This window comes from Lacunimicrobium album, assembly GCF_052161635.1.
Classification (GTDB): Bacteria; Planctomycetota; Planctomycetia; order Planctomycetales; family Planctomycetaceae; genus SXPC01.
Window position 1 is genome coordinate 1,162,483 of the sequence record NZ_CP197413.1, and the last position, 17,462, is coordinate 1,179,944.

The following is a 17,462-nucleotide window of genomic DNA, read 5'->3' on the forward strand; positions in this document are numbered from 1 at the left end:
TTGGGGAGTTGTCCATATTGTTTCCTGCGGATCGTCTGCGCCCACGCGAATTGATTTCAACGAGTCTTTCGAAGGCTGCCGATGCTTGAGTATGAAGTCGTGGCTGGGCGAGAACTCGCTTGTCCATTACGAAATGAACAACTCATCGAGACGGTAGAATCGGAATATATGATTCAAACAGCACGCATGACAAACGGACGCCTTCACTCGCGTGGGCAACGCATTCTCGCTGTGATCGGCGTTTGTCTTCTCGGACATGTTGGCGGATCGTACGCCGCTGAGCCGCGAACTCGCGAACCTGGCTGGCTGCCTGTCGTCGTTGCCACCGGGGAACTGGAGAAACAGATCGAAGCGACGCCGATCGAGAGTCGTCCTTATCGCCCGTTGCACTTTTACGGCAACACAGTCCGACGGATGCACTATCGGGGAACGCCGCTGCCCAAGGTGGGAGAAGTTGTCGCGTTGCCGGTTCGTGTCATGGGGCGTGGAAATACAAATGACATGAAGATCAACTCCAAGTCGACTCGTGCTGCTTCGCGCTTTTAAGTCGTGATAATGCCCCTTTTGCCGAAAGTCGCGACGCTAGCAGCCTTGCTTGCACAGGAAATACTGTTATCGATCAACCAATGTAAAATTCGCCAGGTGAGTCGCCCAGATTGCTCGATGATTCGCTGACTTCGTGTTGCGATCGAAAATTGTTTCGCTGAGACTGAATGGGACGACGCCTCATTGCGCAGGCGTCCTGCCATCGCGAGACAGTTGGGAGATGCACGGTGTTACGATTTTCTGTTCGATCGAATGTGTTTTGTTTTCTTCTGCTTTTGACCTCGGCTTTGCAGGCTGCCGAGTGGTCGGTTCCCGTGGGTGGGAATGCATTCCGAAGTGCGCCCTCCCCAGAAGGTCGTGGAATTCGACGCGATGGCATGCTGGCGTGGGGTGACACTGAAGACGTTTACTCGGTCTACTTTCATGTCAATCAGCCGGCCAAAGTCACATTGTCGATGAACGCTCGGGTGTCAGAAGGGACGTCGGAACTCAGCGTCCACGTGGGCGATCAGAAGTTTCCCGTCAGTGTCTCGAAGACGGAGTTCTCGACGATTTTCGTTGGACAAGTCGAACTCAAAGACGCTGGTTACGTCCGTGTCGACATTCAGGGCGAGAAGAAAGCAGGCCGCACGTTTGGAGAAATTCGTGACGTCGTCGTCGCGTCAGACGATCAAGGGCTTAAGCTCGATTACGTAAAGACCAATGACGGCAACATGTTTTATTGGGGACGTCGCGGGCCGTCAGTCCACCTGACGTATGAGATGCCGAAGGATCAGAAGATCCAATATGCCTACAGCGAGATCACCGTTCCCAAAGGCGATGACGTCCAGGGCTCGTATTTCATGGCCAATGGCTTCGGCGAAGGTTACTTCGGGATGCAGGTCAATGGCCCGCAGGAGCGTCGAGTCCTGTTCTCGATCTGGAGTCCATTCAGCACGGACAATCCCAAAGACATTCCGGAAGATCAGCGGATCGTCAAACTGGCGTCTGGCCCCGATGTTCGCGTCGGCGAGTTTGGGAACGAAGGATCGGGCGGGCAAAGTTTCATGGTTTATCCCTGGAAGGCAGACTCAACCTACTGCTTCCTGACCGAAGTTAAACCGGATGGACCAGAGACGACCAGCTACACATCCTGGTTCTGCGACAAGGCAACAGGCGACTGGCGTTTAATCGCGAGCTTTCGACGTCCGAAAACGAATACCTACCTGCGACGTTTCCATTCATTCCTCGAAAACTTCAATCCGTCCTATGGGAACGTCACTCGTAAAGCAATGTACGGAAACACCTGGGTTTGCGACGTGGACGGGAAGTGGTATGAATGCACGAAGGCTCGCTTCTCTGTCGACGCGACCGGCGGCGGCAAGCATCGTCTTGACTTCACTGGCGGTGCGGACGGGAACAGCTTCTACATGAAGAACTGCGGCTTCTTCAATGAGACCGGGAAGCCGGGCGATGTTTATACGCGTCAGTCAAACGACAGCGCAAAGCCAGTGATCGACTTTGACAAGCTCCCCCGATCCTGACATTTACTTTCGACGCTGAATTTCTCCCAGGGAATCATAAATCGGGGGATTACGAACCAGTGTCGGGACAAGCATCGACGTGAAACAGGCTGCGAGCATCGGCAGTAGCAGCGTATCACTCGATGTCAGTTCGATGGCGAGGATAATGCCAGTCACCGGAGAGCGAACAACAGCTGTGAAAAACGCAGCCATGCCAGTGACGATATAGGGCGTTGTCTGCGAGCCGAACTGTGGAAGCAGTTGGGTGGCGAATGCGCCGTAGAAGTGTCCTGCAATCGCGCCAAGAACAAGCATGGGGGCGAAGAGTCCGCCAGGGGTTCCAGCGGCATACGAGATGGAGCCCATGAGAAATCTGATGGCGAATACCATGACAAGAAGTGACGTCATGACGACCTTACCATCCAGGACATTCTGAACGATCTGTTCGCCACCTCCGACGACGCCCGGTGCGAACCAGGCCAACAGTCCGACGAGCCCACCGACCACGCCAGCCTTGACTTCGATGGGAATGGAAGTGAGCCGTCCTGCTATCGCGAAGACCGTCAGGATCGTCCAGTTATACGCGACGCCGAGGACTCCGATGAACAGGCCCAGGACGAGGTAGGCAATGAGTGAGCCCGTCTCAGGATAGGATAATTCCGGGACGACGAAATCGGGCTGAACGCCGAGGAAATACTGCGAGATGGCGATGGATGTTGCCGATGCACCAAGCGTTGCGATGGTGATTCGCGTATCGAAACGACGCATCAATTCTTCAAGAACGAAGATCGAACCGGCGATCGGGGCATTGAACGCCGTTGCTAAGCCAGCCCCTGCACCGGCTGCCAGAAGAATGCGAGCATCGGCAGGAGAGAGTCGAGAGAATCTACCGATCAAGTGGGCGATAGTTGCGCCCATCTGCACAGTCGGGCCTTCCCGTCCGAGGGCGAGCCCTGAGCCCATCGCGAGAAGTCCGCCCAGGAATTTAACCGGGATGAGAACAGCCCCCGCGGCCGCGATCTCGCCTTTGAGAACTGCCTCGACGTGAGGAATCCCGCTGCCCGAGGATTCAGGAGAGAAGCGTCCTACCAACCAGGCTGCAAAAGCCGTTGCAGCCGATGCCAGTCCAATGACGAGACAAAGACCAATCGCGTGATCGATCTGGTTGATTCCGAGCCAGTGGATTTCGTGTGCCCAGTCAATGAAGGCATTGCGTCCGGCGTCAGCCCTTTCCAGAAGTCGACGAAACAGCGCGCCGGTGAGACCTGCAGCCAGACCCGCAATCAGGGAAAGAAAGGCCAGACGCAGAAGGCCGCGCGGCGTTGGAAGCGCTTCATCGATCGTTGATGACATGGGGACCAAGTCTTCTAATGGTCGCTCGAAAAGTAAGGTGAGATACGCGAATAAGTGGAGCATTCTATCACATCTGCCTGAAGTCGTAACGATCACTTATCGCCTTGCAAGGCGGTCGATATGATGCCTGTATGAACTTCAAACGCGACTGGTTTTTAATCGGAATGGGCTTGGCGATTCTGCTGGCCTGGATGTTTCCCGGGCCGGGAGCACAAGGGGGTTGGCTGCATCCCGAGTTGCTGACGAAAGCGGGCATTGCGCTGATCTTCTTCCTGCATGGTATGGCATTGTCCTTTGACGCGATGAAGCAGGGGGCATTGAACTGGCGTCTGCATCTGGTCGTCCAGGGAAGCGTCTTTCTCGTGTTCCCGTTACTCGGGTTGCTGTTACTTCCTGCAACGAAGGGGTGGCTGTCAGATGACCTTCGTCTGGGGATATTCTATCTGTGCGCACTCCCCTCGACGGTGTCCTCCTCGGTGGCATTAACAGCCGCAGCGGGTGGGAACGTCCCAGCGGCTGTGTTCAATGCGACTCTGTCGAGCGTGCTGGGGATCGTCGTAACACCGATGTGGTTGAAACTAGTCGCGGATGGGACCGGGGCGAGCTTCCCGATAGGAAGTGTCGTGATGGACTTGGTGGTCTGGCTGATCTTGCCGCTGATCATAGGTCAGATCTCGCGCGTCTGGCTGGCAGGTTGGGCCAAGCGGAACAAATCCTTGACGAGCGTCATCGATCGACTGACCATTCTTCTCCTGGTCTACACGTCGTTCTGCGATTCGATGGCGTATGGAGTCTGGACAAAGCACGGCTCCGTGGCGCTGGTGACGAGCTTTGTACTCTCGCTCGTCCTGTTCTACATCATGCTCTACACCGTCGGCATGATCTGCGACATGCTCAAGTTCACGCCCGGTGATCGAATCGCCGCGATCTTTTGCGGCTCGAAGAAATCAATGGCGACGGGCGTCCCGATGGCTCAACTGATGTTCGGTGCCAGCCCGAGCCTGGGACTGATCCTGCTGCCGATCATGATCTACCACCCGCTGCAACTGATCATCTGCGGAGCATTGGCGAGCAGGTGGAAGATTCAATCGGAGTCGGATAATGAAACAACTTGAGGGAGATCATTGAAGTCAAAGCAGCAACTTCTGCTTAATCTGGAAGTACTCGTTGATCAGCGGTGCGGTCAGGTCTTCGGGAGAGACATCAAGCGTCAAGACGCCAGCGTGGCGCATTTCGGTCAGGGTCTTTTCTCGCCACGACAGAATATCGGCAGCGGCTGCGGCTCGGTAAAGGCTGGTATTGTTGAGGTTTTCTGGTCCTGCATCCCAGGCATGTTCGACGGGTTTGAAAAGCTCCGGGTCTCGGAACAGCACTGTTAAGGGAAGATGCTGGCCGACGAGATTGCTGGTGTGCATCTCGATGCTCGAGGCGTTGCGGTCGTCGATCACATTCGAGATAAGAATCACCAGCGAGCGTTTTCGACAATGTCGATGAAGATGAAGGAAGGCTTCATCAAAACGACTTTCCACAAAGCCCGGTTCGACATCGTGGACCGCGTGGACGAGCGTATTCAAATGGCTTCGACCAGCTTTGGGAGGAATCCAGCGAACGACCTGGCTATTGAAGCACATCAGACCGACCTGATCGTGCCCGTTCAGCGCGACATAGCTGAGCGTCAGAGCGGCGTCGATGGCAGCATCAAACAAGGAAAAGCCGTTGGACTCATTGACCATCATGCGACCGCAGTCGATCGCGAAGATGACACGCTGGCTTTGCGTTGTCTGAAAATCGCGAACAGTCAGTTTGAGACGGCGGGACGTCGCACGCCAGTCGATCGCGCGGTAGCGGTCGTCGGGGGTGTAGTCGCGGAGACGCTCGAATTCGTTCTCCGAACCAGCCCTGCGGGTTTTTCTCAGTCCCAGCAAAGACATGCGATTCTGTCTTGCCAGAAGAGCATATTTGCTGATCTGCTTCAGCGCAGGATAGACACGAAGAACCTGCGTCTGCCCCGAGCGAAAAAAGCTCTGCCACAACTTTGCACGGCTGACAACCATGACGTGCACCTGGCCGAGGGTAAACTCACCGCGACGTCCAGGGATCAGGTCGATCGAGAAGGCATTGCGTGATCGAGGTTCGAGCGTTGCATTGATGACGTTACTTTCTGTCTGAAACGTCTGGTCGAAGTCGTCACGCATCTGAACCGATAAAGTTCGGTTCGTGCGATTCTGGACGATCAACGTCAACTCATGCTTTTCGCCACGTGTCGCGACCGACTTCATCGCACGTTGGACGTCAATCAAGTTCCGTCCAGGCAGCGAAAGCAGATCGTAGAGGGCATAACAAAACAGCGCGACATCAATCGCCAAGACGACCCAGGTCATCGACGGCACCGCATAAAGGGCAAACGTCATGATCAAGGGGATCGTGCTTAACAGATATAGCTGACGCGTGGGGGCGATCATAGGCGTGGAACCTCGATCGAACTGCGCAGGGCAGCCAGCGACTTCTCGACCGTCACGCCTTCCACTTCTGCTTCGGGAGAGAGGATGACGCGGTGACGAAGTGCAGGAATGACGAGTTCGACGACATCATCAGGAATCACATAAGAGCGCCCCGCGAACGCTGCCAGAACCCGGCTGCTTGCCAGTAACGCGATCCCCGCACGGGGGCTTGCTCCCATGTAGAACGCCGGCCATTCGCGAGTTTTGCGAACGATGGCGTTGATATACGTGATGACTCGATCATCCACATGGATCTCGTGACAAGCCTCCTGCAGTTGGATAATCAGTTCCGGCGACATGATTGCCTGCACGGCGGTCATGATTTTCTCAGGGATCGATTCAGACTGGCAGTGCAGTTTGAGAATCTGGTCTTCTTCGTCCTGAGTCGGGTAATCAACAACGAGCTTAAACAGGAAGCGATCCAGCTGAGCTTCCGGAAGATTATAGGTTCCCTCAGATTCAACGGGGTTCTGTGTCGCGAGAACGAGAAACGGCGGCGCGATCGGGCGAGATTTTCCATCCACCGTGACCTGCTTTTCCTGCATGATCTCAAGCAAAGCCGCATGCGTCTTGGCAGGAGAGCGATTGATCTCATCGGCCAGCAGAATCTGTGTGAAGATCGGTCCTGGCCGGAAGACGAATTCGGAGGTGCGCTGGTCATACACAGGCTGACCAGTGATATCGGAAGGCATCAGGTCAGCAGTAAATTGGATCCGCTGAAACTGGCAGCCCAGGATTTTCCCGAGAACCTGCACGAGCAACGTCTTACCAAGGCCAGGGACACTCTCAATGAGAACGTGACCGCCAGCCATCAATGCGACGAGCGTCAGACGGACGAAGTCTTCCTGACCAACATAGACTTTGGAGACTTGCTGCATGATGTCTTCATAAGCCTGCTGAATCCGCTCTTTTGGCTTTTCGACAGGTGGTGTGTTCTCGGATGTCGGCTCAATGTCGTTCATGATTTATTCACTCCGCGTTTGCGATGCTTTGTTTGCTGATCACGCCATGTTTGAATCTGTTTAAGGGCAAAGTCGCGCTGTCTGGTTCGTCTCAGAAGATCCGCCATCGCTTCCACGTGTGCGCCAAAGCGTTTGACATCCCGAGAGACAGTCCGCTTGGGGCGTCCGAAAATAGGAAATCGGGCCAGACAAAACAGGACAACGAAAATCACGAAATGTGCCACAATCCAGGGATGAGGAAAGACCTTCAGAAACTGCCAGGAACTGGGGCGTTTGCCAAATTCCTCCAGGTGACTGCTGGTGATGACAGCAACCTTCCCGCTGATCGCGATTTCTTTTTCCAGCGCGTCGACGAGTTTTCGATTCTCCGGGGTGATCAATGCTCCGTTGAGTAACGGGAACCCGGAACTCAAGGCGAAAACCTCAACCGAATCATACTCGCTCCACAGCAGGACGGGTTCCTCGTCCTCAGCTGTCTGCCAGAGGACAAGACTCTCTTCGGGAGGAATCATCTTTCGATACAACTGCCAATCACAGGGAATCTCTGAATCAACCTCACCGTCTTCATTCAGACGGGTGACATGCTTGACGGTTCTTATCCCGTTGGAGGGACTATCAATGTCAAAGAACCAATTGCTGTGCTCGTCTTTGAATTTCCTGGAAAGATCTGACGTCGTCTCGTTGCGTACGTCAGTTGCAGTGGATGCTGCAAGATCGGCCTTCTTCTGATCACCCTTTTCGCGATACTGCTTGGAGACGGCATTCCAGTAGTCAGCCGCGACATCCAGATCGCGACCGATGTAAAGAATCTTTGTGCACGCGCCTAACTCAGCCAATGACCAGATCTCTTCGACCGATTCGGTTTCAGGTCCACTGAACTCATTGTGAAAGACGATGATGACTTCGTAATCCTCATACAGTCTCTCATTCAGAGAAGGCCAGACATCGACGCGGTGCCCTTTGTCTCGCAGAAGTTCGACGAAAACCCGTATCCCGTTAATACTAGGACCGCGATAAGACCCATACGTCGTATCGAGCATCTGGCATCCCGTAGTCGAGACCAGCACGATGCTCAGCATGAGAAGGCGACACATCATCGTCATCGTACTCCTCCTGTCGCCATTCGTTCGGAGGTTTTGGACGGTGTGCCCGCACGCTTCTTCTTGGCTGTCGAGGTCGGCTCCGTGCGAAATTGATTTCGCAACTGCCAGACAGCGTCAAACTGGTGTTGGTCGAGAGTCTGCCCGCCATAGAGGACATCCTCGAAATGACGCATGCTCTGCTCGAAGATTGCGTAAGAATTGATATTCGCTCGTGCCGCCTCACGCAGATACTGCCGATTCGTTTTTCCGCATTCCAGCTCGATCGCCTCATTTGAATCGAGCATCAGAAGCTGCCAGGCAAAGTAATAAATCATGGCGAGATTGAAATCACCCGCATTGGCTTTGGCCTGCGCTTCGCCGAGGAAATCAGTGACTCCGCGCGCGACTTCGGGAAGAAGTTCCAGTCGTTCCTTGCGAAATGTCTCTTCCGGTTCAGATTGAGAATCAGGAGCCGGGGGAAGATCTGTCAGGGCACGCCAGATGAGAACTGCCAGCACAACGAGCGCCCCGATAATCACAATCCACATCACTGTCCGTAACAGCAGCGACGCGGCGCTTAGATCCCCGCTGGAATTAGCACGAGTACGTTCCTCGCGAGGGATCGTCAAAGGCTTGAATTTCTCTGTTTTCGCGTCGTACCAGGGAAAATCAGACAGCGCCTTCTCCGCGACTCCATCTTGACTGGATGACGGAACGTCAGCCGAGGACACCAGTGAGTTTGATGCCAGCCACAACATGACCGTCAGGAATAAGGTGAATAGCTTCATGAATAGTGCTGGCCTAACGATCGTAACTTCAGCTCAACATCCCATCCTTCGTGTCGAATACGCGTATCGAGGTAAGTCGTAAATCGATACACCCTCAAGAACGAAATCATGACAAACAGGGAAACAGAAATCGGCCAGTTGAAAAGGTGATACTCGTTCTCGAACATCGTTCCATCGACATATTCAAGCGGCGTATAGTTGCTCTGCTCTGTCCACAGGTCACGCAGACTGAATAAGAGCGTACTGACGATGAAACCGCCAACAATCAGAATCAGGAACTCTGCCATCCGCGACGTCAGAAGTTCGCCGATCTGCTGATCATGCAGGTAACGACGCCGCTTCCAGGCCGACCACATTGACGGTCGTTCGAGGAGCAAAATCTCATTCATGAAGTACATCGAAATGAATGCGACTGGACTCAGAATGATTGTTAGACACAACACTGTTTTCAGCAGGACCTGATAGACAAACAGTGATGGGGCTTGTCGAAAAAGAATCCAGGAGGCTTGTTTCAATGAGAAGCTTTGCAGAAACGTCATCTGTCCCAGGTACAGCGTCACGAAAACCGTCGACAACGATAATTCAGCCGGCAGGAGAAAAATCGTCAGTCCAATCATGGTTTCCTCTTCGGCTGACATCCAGATGAAATGATTCAGCAGGACGAAGGGAATGATCCCCACAGCCATCGCTAATCCCAGCCCGATGGGATGTCGACCACAGAGCATGAATGCAAGATCAAGGCGATCCATGATTGAACGTGGTCGGATCGTAATCAGTGTCTGATTAAGCTGCATCAGACACCTCGCGAGATTTCAAAGACGATGATCGACGTTTCCGATTCGAGAGGTACCACGGCATCGACAGCCAGATCAGCAGCAGGATCGTGCAGATGATCGCCATCGCTGCTTTGATCTCGTAAGGCAATGGCAAAGGAGAGAAGTTCCCTTCAATCATCGCCGCCAGGATGAAGAGGACACTGGCTGTCAGTGCCAACTCCAAAGCTTCTGACGCATTGCGTCTCAACGAGTCTCCACGACTCCAGCCGCTGGTATCAATGATCGACCACCCTAGCTTCAAACCCGCTCCCGCTGAGAGCGCGACCGCCGTCAGCTCAAACGGACCATGGGATGTGACAAAGTTCACAAAGTTACCAGCCTGAGGCGAAGACAGCATATGCCCGAAAATCGCACCCAGAAAGATCGCGTTGAATGCCAGAACAAACAGACTCCCGACGCCGAAGAAGATCCCGTACGCGAAACACTGCAGGCCGATCCCCGCATTGTTGAAGACGTAAAACCCGGTCATCATCGAGCGAGTGTCTTCTGTCGACCCCAACCCGATTGGCTCCGAGTACATGGATTCCATCTGTGTCAGCGTCGATTCCCCGACCACTTCTGCACTGAAGTTGTCGAGAAAGATCGCGCCGAGCATGCTGCCCAGAAACAGTCCCCAGAAGACCGACATGGCAATCCAGGTGCACGGTTCCGTCACGATCCGTGCAGGCACATCCAGGAACAGTACCTTGCCCCAGTCTCGAAGCCGAAACGTCTGGCTGCGATAGATCAGGGCATGCCCGTCGGCGACCAGCTGGTGCAGATAGCGTGTCGTTTCAGGAGGGAATCCCATCGACAAAGCCATCGAAAGGTCGCTGCAGATGGCGCGATAACGTCGTCCAAAATCCAGAAGCTCTTCTGGTGGAATGCGACGAATTGATTTGCCACGAATCTTATGGATCTCCGATTCGAGCTCCTTCCAGTCTTTCTGGCGTATCGCGATCACCTCTGCAATCTTCAAGCCACCACCTCCTTCGGACTGGCCTGATTCACCGGTTCACCCTTGAGTCGATAGCCCTTCGACCGGGGAGCTTCAGCGACCGAACGAGAGTAAAGCAGACATAGCAGCTGATCTGGATCTGTATTCGCAGGCAGACTCCAGTTGCGAATGAAATGACGTGCCAGCCAGTAGGCAATCTCACGACGTCGCGCCGGTGACAGCTTGCTTCGACGGGCCATATACAACGTCAGGCCCTCAATCAAATCACGATCTGCCCGGAACGAGGCAGGTACCATCAGTAACGAGACTTTCTCCGTCACCACGGCAGCAGGGGTTTCAATCTCGCCACTCTTCTGCTCGATCACGACGATCGTTCCCGCGGCTCGATCACCGAGTCTTTGAAACATCGGGCTGAACATCATGGAGACCGAGGCGGTCGATCCCCCCAGAAGAAGGTCAGCTGTTCTCAAGAACCCTCTCAGAAATGCCTGCTGACTATTAATCGGCAGGCCATTTTCGGACACGACTCGCAAACGCATGGCCATTTTGCCCAGAGTCTGGCCGTTGCAGAATGTTTCCATCAGGCCCGCATATCCCCACTGCAGGATAAAGAAGGTAATGAAAACCAATCCAAGAGAGCCTTCCCCGATCAACAGCAAGGAAATCCAGAGGAGTCCGAAGACGATCATCAGGATGAACGCATAGTCGATCACCATCGCAATCAGTCGACGCGTCGGCCCAGCCAGACGATAGTCGAAACGCACGTTTTCGGGCGTGATAATGACTCGCACGGTATCAATCGATGACCGTGCGTCGGAATTTGCTGACTCCACGCGAAAAATCGCCCTTCGTTTCAATCATAGTTTCGGCGAACGCAGTTGGATTATCGAGATTTCACAACCAATGTTCCAGCCATGATGTCATGAAGAGCTTGTTTTTTCTGCGTAAAAGGTTGCATCAGATAGCCGATCAGCAAGATGGCAGCTGAGATGATTTTTCCAAAAAACCGTCCGGTAGAACGCATAAATCCAATCGGACGTCCATCAAGATCCGTTACATAGATCCCCATGGCCTTTTTACCGAGAGTTGCCTGATAAGATGATGCAATCATTCCTGCCTCGTACAGCCAGCTGACCAGCAATCCCAATAGCGATAAGAGTGCCTGTGGACCTGGAGTGCTCGGATCAACTCCAGTCCCGACGAACACGAATCCAATAAAGATACCAATTGCAAACCCAAGAATGTTCGTGATAAACCCGTCAATGAAAACAGCGGCGAATCGCCGACCAAAGCCTGCGTATTCAAGATTTGCAACATCTCCATCCGCGATTCGACCGGAATAATCACTTGCCTCAGGTGCGGCATAAGGGTTGAAATCGTTATCGAATTCACGCTTTGATCCGACTGGCGCCATCTTGGTCTGTCCTCGTGTGTAAGCAAATGTATGTCAAAATCTGATCACATAAGACGTTACTTGGTCATTCATTCACTGTCAAACATGGAAACCGGTGTCTGGATAAAATGTCATGTCTGAAAAGAACGTTCTTCGCATAGTTCTCCCAGATTGACGTCAGATGTGCGTTCTGGAGAATTTAACTCGCGAGTTCAGCTCTCAAACGGGCGACATCGCGAACCGGCGGGTGGCCAAACAGGCGTTTGTAATCTCGATTGAAGTGAGAGGCATCTTCATACCCAACCCGAAAGCCCGCCTCGGCAGCATCGAGACTTTCGCTGAGCATTAAACGCCGTGCTTCCTGCAGGCGCAATTGCTTTTGGAATTGCAAAGGACTCATCGAGGTTGCGGTCTTAAAATGAGCATGAAAGCCAGAAACGCTCATATCCAGATCGGCGGCGATCTCCTCGACGCGGAGCAGCTTATCGAAATCGCGTCGAATGCGATCGATCGCCCGGACCATGCGGTGAGAACTGCCGCCGAGGCGCGCGAGGTGTCGCATGCGATTGCCCTGGGGACCTGCGAGCAGACGATAGATGATTTCCCGGACGACCAGCGGTCCGAGAACTTCGTAATCCAACGGAGAATCCAGCAGGCGAACCAGTCGCAACGCGGCGTCCAGCAGTGTCGGGCCGAGAGGGCTGACATCCATCGCGCGGGTTTCTGTTCGCGATTGAGTCTGAGCCGATTCCACCATCACGGATGTCACGACCGAGGGATCGAGCACGAGACGAAAACTGAGATAAGGTTCCTCAGCGGATGCCTTCGCGACTTCCGCCATGCACGGAAGTTCCATCGTACTGATGAGGTAATGCGCGGGATCGTAGCGAAAGATGTCATCACCAAGCTGGACAGTCTTGCTCCCCTGTGCGATCACGCAAAACGACGGCTCGCAGGAACCATAAAAGCGTCCCGCCAGCTCAGCGGAGCGACTGAGGAAGACGCCAGGACGCATCTCGATCGTGCCATCGTCCTCAATCAACGCGGCGATCCGCTGAGCCAACTCCGCCAGATCATTGTCCATGCGTGAGTTCACCAAGCGTTCATCTGTCATCGTCGACATGGGAGACTTTCAACGCTTCAACACGTGATGATGGAAATAACATGATCGTTTAGAGAATCGTTCAAGAAGATTCGATTCTCATCCTACCACATGGTCACGGTCGCCTCATAAAATCCGCCAAGTCGACAACATGATCGTGACAGCAAATTCTTTCACGCATGGACTGGAAGTCAAGAAAGACGACCTCCCAACACACTGTTCAATCACATCCGGTTGATGTTCTCAAACCCCGTTCGACAGGAAACAACTCTCATGACTCAGACAAAAGCATACGCCGCTGCGAGCAAATCTTCGCCTCTCGATTTTGCACACATCCCACGACGCGAACTGACCGCTAAAGACGTTCAGATCGAGATCCTTTTCTGTGGCGTCTGTCACTCCGACCTGCACCAGGCGAGAGATGAATGGCATGATGCCGCTCCGACGGTCTACCCCTGCGTTCCTGGCCACGAAATTGTGGGCAAGGTGACGAAGGTCGGGTCAGGAGTCACCAAACACAATGTTGGCGATCTCGTCGGCGTGGGCTGCCTGGTTGATTCCGATCGTACGTGTCCAGAGTGTAAAAAGGATGCAGAGAATCTCTGCCACCACATGATCCTGACCTACAATTCGCCGGACAAACACGGGACTGCTCCTGTGACCTACGGCGGTTACTCCGAAGGCATCGTGGTGGATGAACACTTCGTTCTGAAAGTTCCATCGAACCTCGATCTGGCAGGCGTTGCTCCGCTGTTGTGTGCAGGCATTACGACGTACTCGCCGATCAAACGTTTCGGTGTCAAGAAGGGGATGAAAGTCGGCGTCGTCGGACTGGGCGGACTTGGGCACATGGGCGTCAAGTTCTGCCACGCCTTCGGTGGTCACACGGTTGTCTTTACGACGTCAGCCAAGAAGAAAGAAGATGCTGTGCGTCTGGGAGCAGACGAAGTCATCATCTCGACGAATCCCGACGAGATGGCCAAGCACGCTGGAACCTTCGACTTCATCCTGGATACCGTCTCAGCCGATCACGACATCAACGCCCTGCTTGGAATGCTCAAGTCCGATGGAACGCTGACACTTGTCGGTGCCCCTGAGAAGCCGCTGCAGATCTCAGCATTCGCGTTAATCTTCGGTCGCAAAAAACTGACCGGTTCCCCCATCGGCGGTATCGGCGAAACCCAGGAGATGCTCGACTTCTGCGGCCAGAACAATATTACCGCTGACGTCGAAGTCATTCCGATGCAGAAGATCAACGAAGCCTACGATCGCCTGCTCAAGTCGGATGTGAAGTATCGCTTCAGCATCGATATGGCATCGCTGAAGTCTCAAATTTCGTAGGGTCCGCTGTGCGGACCGTCAATGGACGACGTTTTCAGCAAACGCAATGTAATGTAATGTCTCAGCAAAGATCACGTCTTATCAGGAATGTCTGTCGATTCATGGTCCGCACAGCGGACCCTACGTCCTGATCTCGAAAGTCGTCCATGTCGGCTGCTGTAGCCAATGTACGAATTAAAGAAGCTCCCTGAGTGAAAACTCCGGGAGCTTTTTTTATGAACGTTCATCACGTGGAATTCCTCGGACGTCCAGAACTATTGGAGTGCACAGCATTCGACGCCGAGAATTTCTACGAAATCCGAAGATTCGCGACACCGATGGAGGTCGTTCGGAGTTGAACTTGTACAACTCTGTCAATTCCACACAGTCCATTCTCGGGTGCGATGATGCCAACGATTTTTAATCATGTGCTAACTGTTATTCTCGCCGTCTGCATGCTGTCGTCGTTTGCACAGGCTGATGAATACAACCCGCTGGAATCAACCCAGGAGGTGACTTCGGAGGTTTTTACGCTGGTTGATGCGTCACGTAAACGCGAGATCCCGGTGCGCTATTACTTCCCGGAGCAGAAGGGGCCGCGTCCTGTTGTGCTTTTCAGTCACGGGCTGGGCGGGTCTCGGGATAATAATGGTTACATTGGCAAGCACCTTGCCGGGCGTGGGTATGTCTGTGTCTTCATGCAACATCCAGGGAGTGATGAATCGGTCTGGCGAGGCAAAGGGATTGCAAATGTGCAGTCGAATATGCAGAAGGCCGCGAATGGCGAGAACCTCAAGTTGCGAGGCGAAGACGTCAAAGCTGTCGTGGAGGCACTCTCGGTCTGGAACACGACGAAAGGACATCCGTTGGAAGGTCGAGTCGACACAACACGCATTGGCATGTCGGGCCACTCATTTGGAGCACAAACGACTCAGGCTGCCCTTGGACAGAACTATGGGCCCATGGGTCAAAAGTTTTCCGTGCCTGAAATTCGAGCCGGGGTTGCCTACAGTCCGTCCATTCCACGCATCGGTGATGAGAACAACTCATTCAGCAAAATGGATCGTCCCATGCTGCTCATGACCGGAACGGAGGACGAATCGCCGATAGGAGGCCAAACTGCGGAGTCTCGTCGCAAGGTTTACCCTGCGTTGCCGAACACGATCGATCGTTATGAACTCGTCCTCGATGGTGGCCAACACTCTGCGTTCAGCGAACGAGAAATCCGACTTCGAGCAGCAGGCGGGGGAGCGAAGAATCCGAACCACCATCGTGTCATCCTCGCGTTGACAACCGCTTTCTGGGACGCCTACCTGTTAGACGACGCAACCGCCAAAGCCTGGCTGCAAGGGGATGGCCCGCGTCAAATCATGGAGAAAGCTGACGTCTGGCAGTTTGCGACAAAGAAATAATTTCCTGAATATCTCGCGAACCGTTGATTCGTACCCGTTGTCGGGTGGGCACACTTGAATGAATGGAGGTGCCCCATGAACGATCACAACACCCAACCCGATCCTCACGAGTTCGACGAACGTCCCTGCTTTTGAAACGATGAGCAAGCGTCGGAAAGGCTACCCGTCGGAAACTCAGGTCAAACGCGGCGTCCGCATCGTCAACGGCGATAAGCAACTGGAAGAAAAGCTCGGACGCAACGACCTGTGTCCCTGCGGCTCGGCCTTACGCTTCAAAAAATGCTGCCTCGACAAAGGCTGTTTTTGACGGCGTCAACCGCCATCACTTCTTTCAGGGAATGATCACCACACTCGAACACGCTCACGCGGAGAAATCTGCGTGAGCGTGTTTTCGTTTATTTAGAACCATCGGGTACTGGGTTCATCACTGCCAACGCTCTCTTTATTTCGATGAGTTTGATATCTTCGACGAAACTCAAAACGAAAGTCTCGACCTCGAACGTCGTACCGGAATGACGGATTCGCTGATGGAAGGTCTCTCCCTTCGCGTGGAAAATAGCGGTGTCGTGACCGGTCGGGCAACGTTTCTCTCTCACCTGGCGTGGATATCTGGAAATGAATTGGCAGACACTCAAAAACGCATCCCTCGACGACATCATTGGCTGGGCCGAAACTCAGCCCTGGTGCTTGGAGATGGCTTCGTGCACACAGGATTCCGAGTGGCACGCCGAGGGAGACGTCTGGACGCATACGAAAATGGTCCTGAATGAACTTCCCAAACTGGATGACTGGAACTCGCTCAGTCCCAACGAACAGAACATCCTCGTCATGACGGCATTGTTTCACGACATCGCCAAACCGATGACCACCGAAGTCGATTCGGAGACCGGGCGAGTCCGTTCTCCCAAGCATGCCGTCAAAGGCGAAGTCGTTACGCGCTCGATTCTTAGAGACCTTGACTGCGATCTGGAGACTCGCGAGCAGATCGCGCGACTCGTTCGCTTTCACGGTCGACCGGCGTTTCTCCTCGAGAAAGAAGAGCCGACGCATGAGGTCATTCGTCTCTCGTGGTTGTTGAGTAATCGCTTGCTCTATCTGTTTGCGTTAGCAGACACACGCGGTCGCGATACCGATTCGATGACTCGTCCGGAAGAAAATCTTCACTTCTGGAAGATGCTTTCCGAGGAGCAAAACTGCTTCGAGCAACCCTATCCTTTTGCGACAGACCATACTCGCTTCACCTTTGCACGAAGCGAACGACCGAATTTGCATTATGTTCCCTATGAAGAATTCCGTTGTGACGTCACGATGCTCGCAGGACTTCCTGGAAGTGGCAAGGACACATGGATTCGTGAGCATCTGGCGGACCGTCCCGTCGTGTCGCTGGATGATATGCGGGAAGAGATGGCCGTTTCGCCAGAAAGCAATCAAGGAGCAGTTGCTCATGCGGCCCGGGAGCGTTGTCGCGAGTATCTGCGCGAGCAGCAGTCTTTTGTGTTCAATGCGACGAACACCACACGTCTGCATCGTGCCCGCTGGTTGGATCTTTTCGCAGATTACCAGGCGCGGATCGAGATCATTTATATCGAGCCGACGCTTGATCGAATTCTCCAGCAGAACAGGGAACGCGAAAATCGAGTCCCGGAACGAATCATTCGCAAGCTGGCAGAGAAATGCGAGCCGCCAACCTGGCTGGAATGCCATCGTCTGAAATATGTCGGCAGCTGA

The 17,462-nt window shown here is 53.8% G+C and carries 17 protein-coding genes; 7 read left to right on the forward strand and 10 right to left on the reverse strand.

Features of this window, described 5'->3' with window-relative positions; genetic code table 11:
• Nucleotides 1-168: 168 nt before the first annotated feature.
• Nucleotides 169-546 (forward strand): hypothetical protein, encoded by a 378-nt coding sequence (locus SH248x_RS04555; protein ID WP_459558637.1) that lies wholly within the window; start codon nt 169-171, stop codon nt 544-546.
• Nucleotides 547-773: 227 nt separating this feature from the next.
• Nucleotides 774-2,069: a DUF3472 domain-containing protein gene (locus tag SH248x_RS04560; RefSeq protein WP_459557334.1), complete on the forward strand. Its 1,296-nt coding sequence runs from the start codon at nt 774-776 to the stop codon at nt 2,067-2,069.
• A 3-nt stretch (nt 2,070-2,072) separates the two neighbouring features.
• Here the strand turns inward: SH248x_RS04560 and clcA are convergent, their stop codons facing one another.
• Nucleotides 2,073-3,401, reverse strand: a complete 1,329-nt coding sequence (clcA, locus tag SH248x_RS04565) for a ClC family H(+)/Cl(-) exchange transporter (RefSeq protein ID WP_459557335.1) — start codon at nt 3,399-3,401, stop codon at nt 2,073-2,075.
• 131 nt (nt 3,402-3,532) lie between these two features.
• On the opposite strand from clcA, the gene SH248x_RS04570 reads away from it, so the two are divergent.
• On the forward strand, nt 3,533-4,516 hold the full coding sequence (locus SH248x_RS04570; RefSeq protein WP_459557336.1) for a bile acid:sodium symporter family protein: 984 nt from the start codon (nt 3,533-3,535) through the stop codon (nt 4,514-4,516).
• Nucleotides 4,517-4,531: 15 nt separating this feature from the next.
• Here the strand turns inward: SH248x_RS04570 and SH248x_RS04575 are convergent, their stop codons facing one another.
• The 9 genes from SH248x_RS04575 to SH248x_RS04615 form a co-directional block, all read right to left on the reverse strand.
• Complete coding sequence (locus tag SH248x_RS04575; RefSeq protein WP_459557337.1) at nt 4,532-5,812, reverse strand: DUF58 domain-containing protein; 1,281 nt, start codon at nt 5,810-5,812, stop codon at nt 4,532-4,534.
• A 47-nt stretch (nt 5,813-5,859) separates the two neighbouring features.
• On the reverse strand, nt 5,860-6,864 hold the full coding sequence (locus tag SH248x_RS04580) for an AAA family ATPase (protein ID WP_459557338.1): 1,005 nt from the start codon (nt 6,862-6,864) through the stop codon (nt 5,860-5,862).
• Nucleotides 6,861-7,967, reverse strand: a complete 1,107-nt coding sequence (locus SH248x_RS04585; RefSeq protein WP_459557339.1) for a hypothetical protein — start codon at nt 7,965-7,967, stop codon at nt 6,861-6,863. Before SH248x_RS04585 ends, SH248x_RS04580 begins: the two co-directional genes overlap by 4 nt.
• Nucleotides 7,964-8,734 (reverse strand): DUF4129 domain-containing protein, encoded by a 771-nt coding sequence (locus SH248x_RS04590; RefSeq protein WP_459557340.1) that lies wholly within the window; start codon nt 8,732-8,734, stop codon nt 7,964-7,966. The genes SH248x_RS04585 and SH248x_RS04590 overlap by 4 nt, the downstream gene beginning before the upstream one ends.
• The gene (locus tag SH248x_RS04595; RefSeq protein ID WP_459557341.1) at nt 8,731-9,483 is read right to left on the reverse strand and encodes a hypothetical protein; all 753 of its coding nucleotides are present in this window, start codon (nt 9,481-9,483) and stop codon (nt 8,731-8,733) included. The genes SH248x_RS04590 and SH248x_RS04595 overlap by 4 nt, the downstream gene beginning before the upstream one ends.
• A gap of 34 nt (nt 9,484-9,517) precedes the next feature.
• On the reverse strand, nt 9,518-10,528 hold the full coding sequence (locus SH248x_RS04600; protein WP_459557342.1) for a stage II sporulation protein M: 1,011 nt from the start codon (nt 10,526-10,528) through the stop codon (nt 9,518-9,520).
• Nucleotides 10,525-11,298, reverse strand: coding sequence for an RDD family protein (locus tag SH248x_RS04605; RefSeq protein WP_459557343.1), 774 nt, complete (start codon nt 11,296-11,298; stop codon nt 10,525-10,527). The genes SH248x_RS04600 and SH248x_RS04605 overlap by 4 nt, the downstream gene beginning before the upstream one ends.
• A gap of 92 nt (nt 11,299-11,390) precedes the next feature.
• Nucleotides 11,391-11,921, reverse strand: a complete 531-nt coding sequence (locus SH248x_RS04610; protein ID WP_459557344.1) for an RDD family protein — start codon at nt 11,919-11,921, stop codon at nt 11,391-11,393.
• A 178-nt stretch (nt 11,922-12,099) separates the two neighbouring features.
• Complete coding sequence (locus SH248x_RS04615; protein WP_459557345.1) at nt 12,100-13,023, reverse strand: AraC family transcriptional regulator; 924 nt, start codon at nt 13,021-13,023, stop codon at nt 12,100-12,102.
• A 252-nt stretch (nt 13,024-13,275) separates the two neighbouring features.
• Between SH248x_RS04615 and SH248x_RS04620 the strand changes: the two genes are divergently transcribed.
• The 4 genes from SH248x_RS04620 to SH248x_RS04635 all read left to right on the forward strand — a co-directional run bounded on the left by SH248x_RS04620 (nt 13,276) and on the right by SH248x_RS04635 (nt 17,462).
• The gene (locus SH248x_RS04620; RefSeq protein WP_459557346.1) at nt 13,276-14,343 is read left to right on the forward strand and encodes an NAD(P)-dependent alcohol dehydrogenase; all 1,068 of its coding nucleotides are present in this window, start codon (nt 13,276-13,278) and stop codon (nt 14,341-14,343) included.
• Nucleotides 14,344-14,750: 407 nt separating this feature from the next.
• Nucleotides 14,751-15,734 (forward strand): alpha/beta hydrolase family protein, encoded by a 984-nt coding sequence (locus SH248x_RS04625; protein ID WP_459557347.1) that lies wholly within the window; start codon nt 14,751-14,753, stop codon nt 15,732-15,734.
• 139 nt (nt 15,735-15,873) lie between these two features.
• Entirely contained in the window at nt 15,874-16,041 is a 168-nt protein-coding gene (locus SH248x_RS04630; RefSeq protein ID WP_459557348.1) for an SEC-C metal-binding domain-containing protein, read from the forward strand.
• Between the two features lie 308 nt (nt 16,042-16,349).
• The gene (locus SH248x_RS04635) at nt 16,350-17,462 is read left to right on the forward strand and encodes an AAA family ATPase (RefSeq protein WP_459557349.1); all 1,113 of its coding nucleotides are present in this window, start codon (nt 16,350-16,352) and stop codon (nt 17,460-17,462) included.

Coding starts and splice junctions, on each gene's coding strand:
- SH248x_RS04590 (WP_459557340.1), bottom strand. CDS start 8,734: ATGAAGCTATTCACCTTATTCCTGACGGTCATGTTGTGGCTGGCATCA.
- SH248x_RS04580 (WP_459557338.1), bottom strand. CDS start 6,864: ATGAACGACATTGAGCCGACATCCGAGAACACACCACCTGTCGAAAAG.
- SH248x_RS04610 (WP_459557344.1), bottom strand. CDS start 11,921: ATGGCGCCAGTCGGATCAAAGCGTGAATTCGATAACGATTTCAACCCT.
- SH248x_RS04555 (WP_459558637.1), top strand. CDS start 169: ATGATTCAAACAGCACGCATGACAAACGGACGCCTTCACTCGCGTGGG.
- SH248x_RS04570 (WP_459557336.1), top strand. CDS start 3,533: ATGAACTTCAAACGCGACTGGTTTTTAATCGGAATGGGCTTGGCGATT.
- SH248x_RS04615 (WP_459557345.1), bottom strand. CDS start 13,023: ATGTCGACGATGACAGATGAACGCTTGGTGAACTCACGCATGGACAAT.
- SH248x_RS04585 (WP_459557339.1), bottom strand. CDS start 7,967: ATGACGATGATGTGTCGCCTTCTCATGCTGAGCATCGTGCTGGTCTCG.
- SH248x_RS04630 (WP_459557348.1), top strand. CDS start 15,874: ATGAGCAAGCGTCGGAAAGGCTACCCGTCGGAAACTCAGGTCAAACGC.
- SH248x_RS04575 (WP_459557337.1), bottom strand. CDS start 5,812: ATGACGTTTGCCCTTTATGCGGTGCCGTCGATGACCTGGGTCGTCTTG.
- SH248x_RS04595 (WP_459557341.1), bottom strand. CDS start 9,483: ATGGATCGCCTTGATCTTGCATTCATGCTCTGTGGTCGACATCCCATC.
- SH248x_RS04620 (WP_459557346.1), top strand. CDS start 13,276: ATGACTCAGACAAAAGCATACGCCGCTGCGAGCAAATCTTCGCCTCTC.
- clcA (WP_459557335.1), bottom strand. CDS start 3,401: ATGTCATCAACGATCGATGAAGCGCTTCCAACGCCGCGCGGCCTTCTG.
- SH248x_RS04635 (WP_459557349.1), top strand. CDS start 16,350: ATGAATTGGCAGACACTCAAAAACGCATCCCTCGACGACATCATTGGC.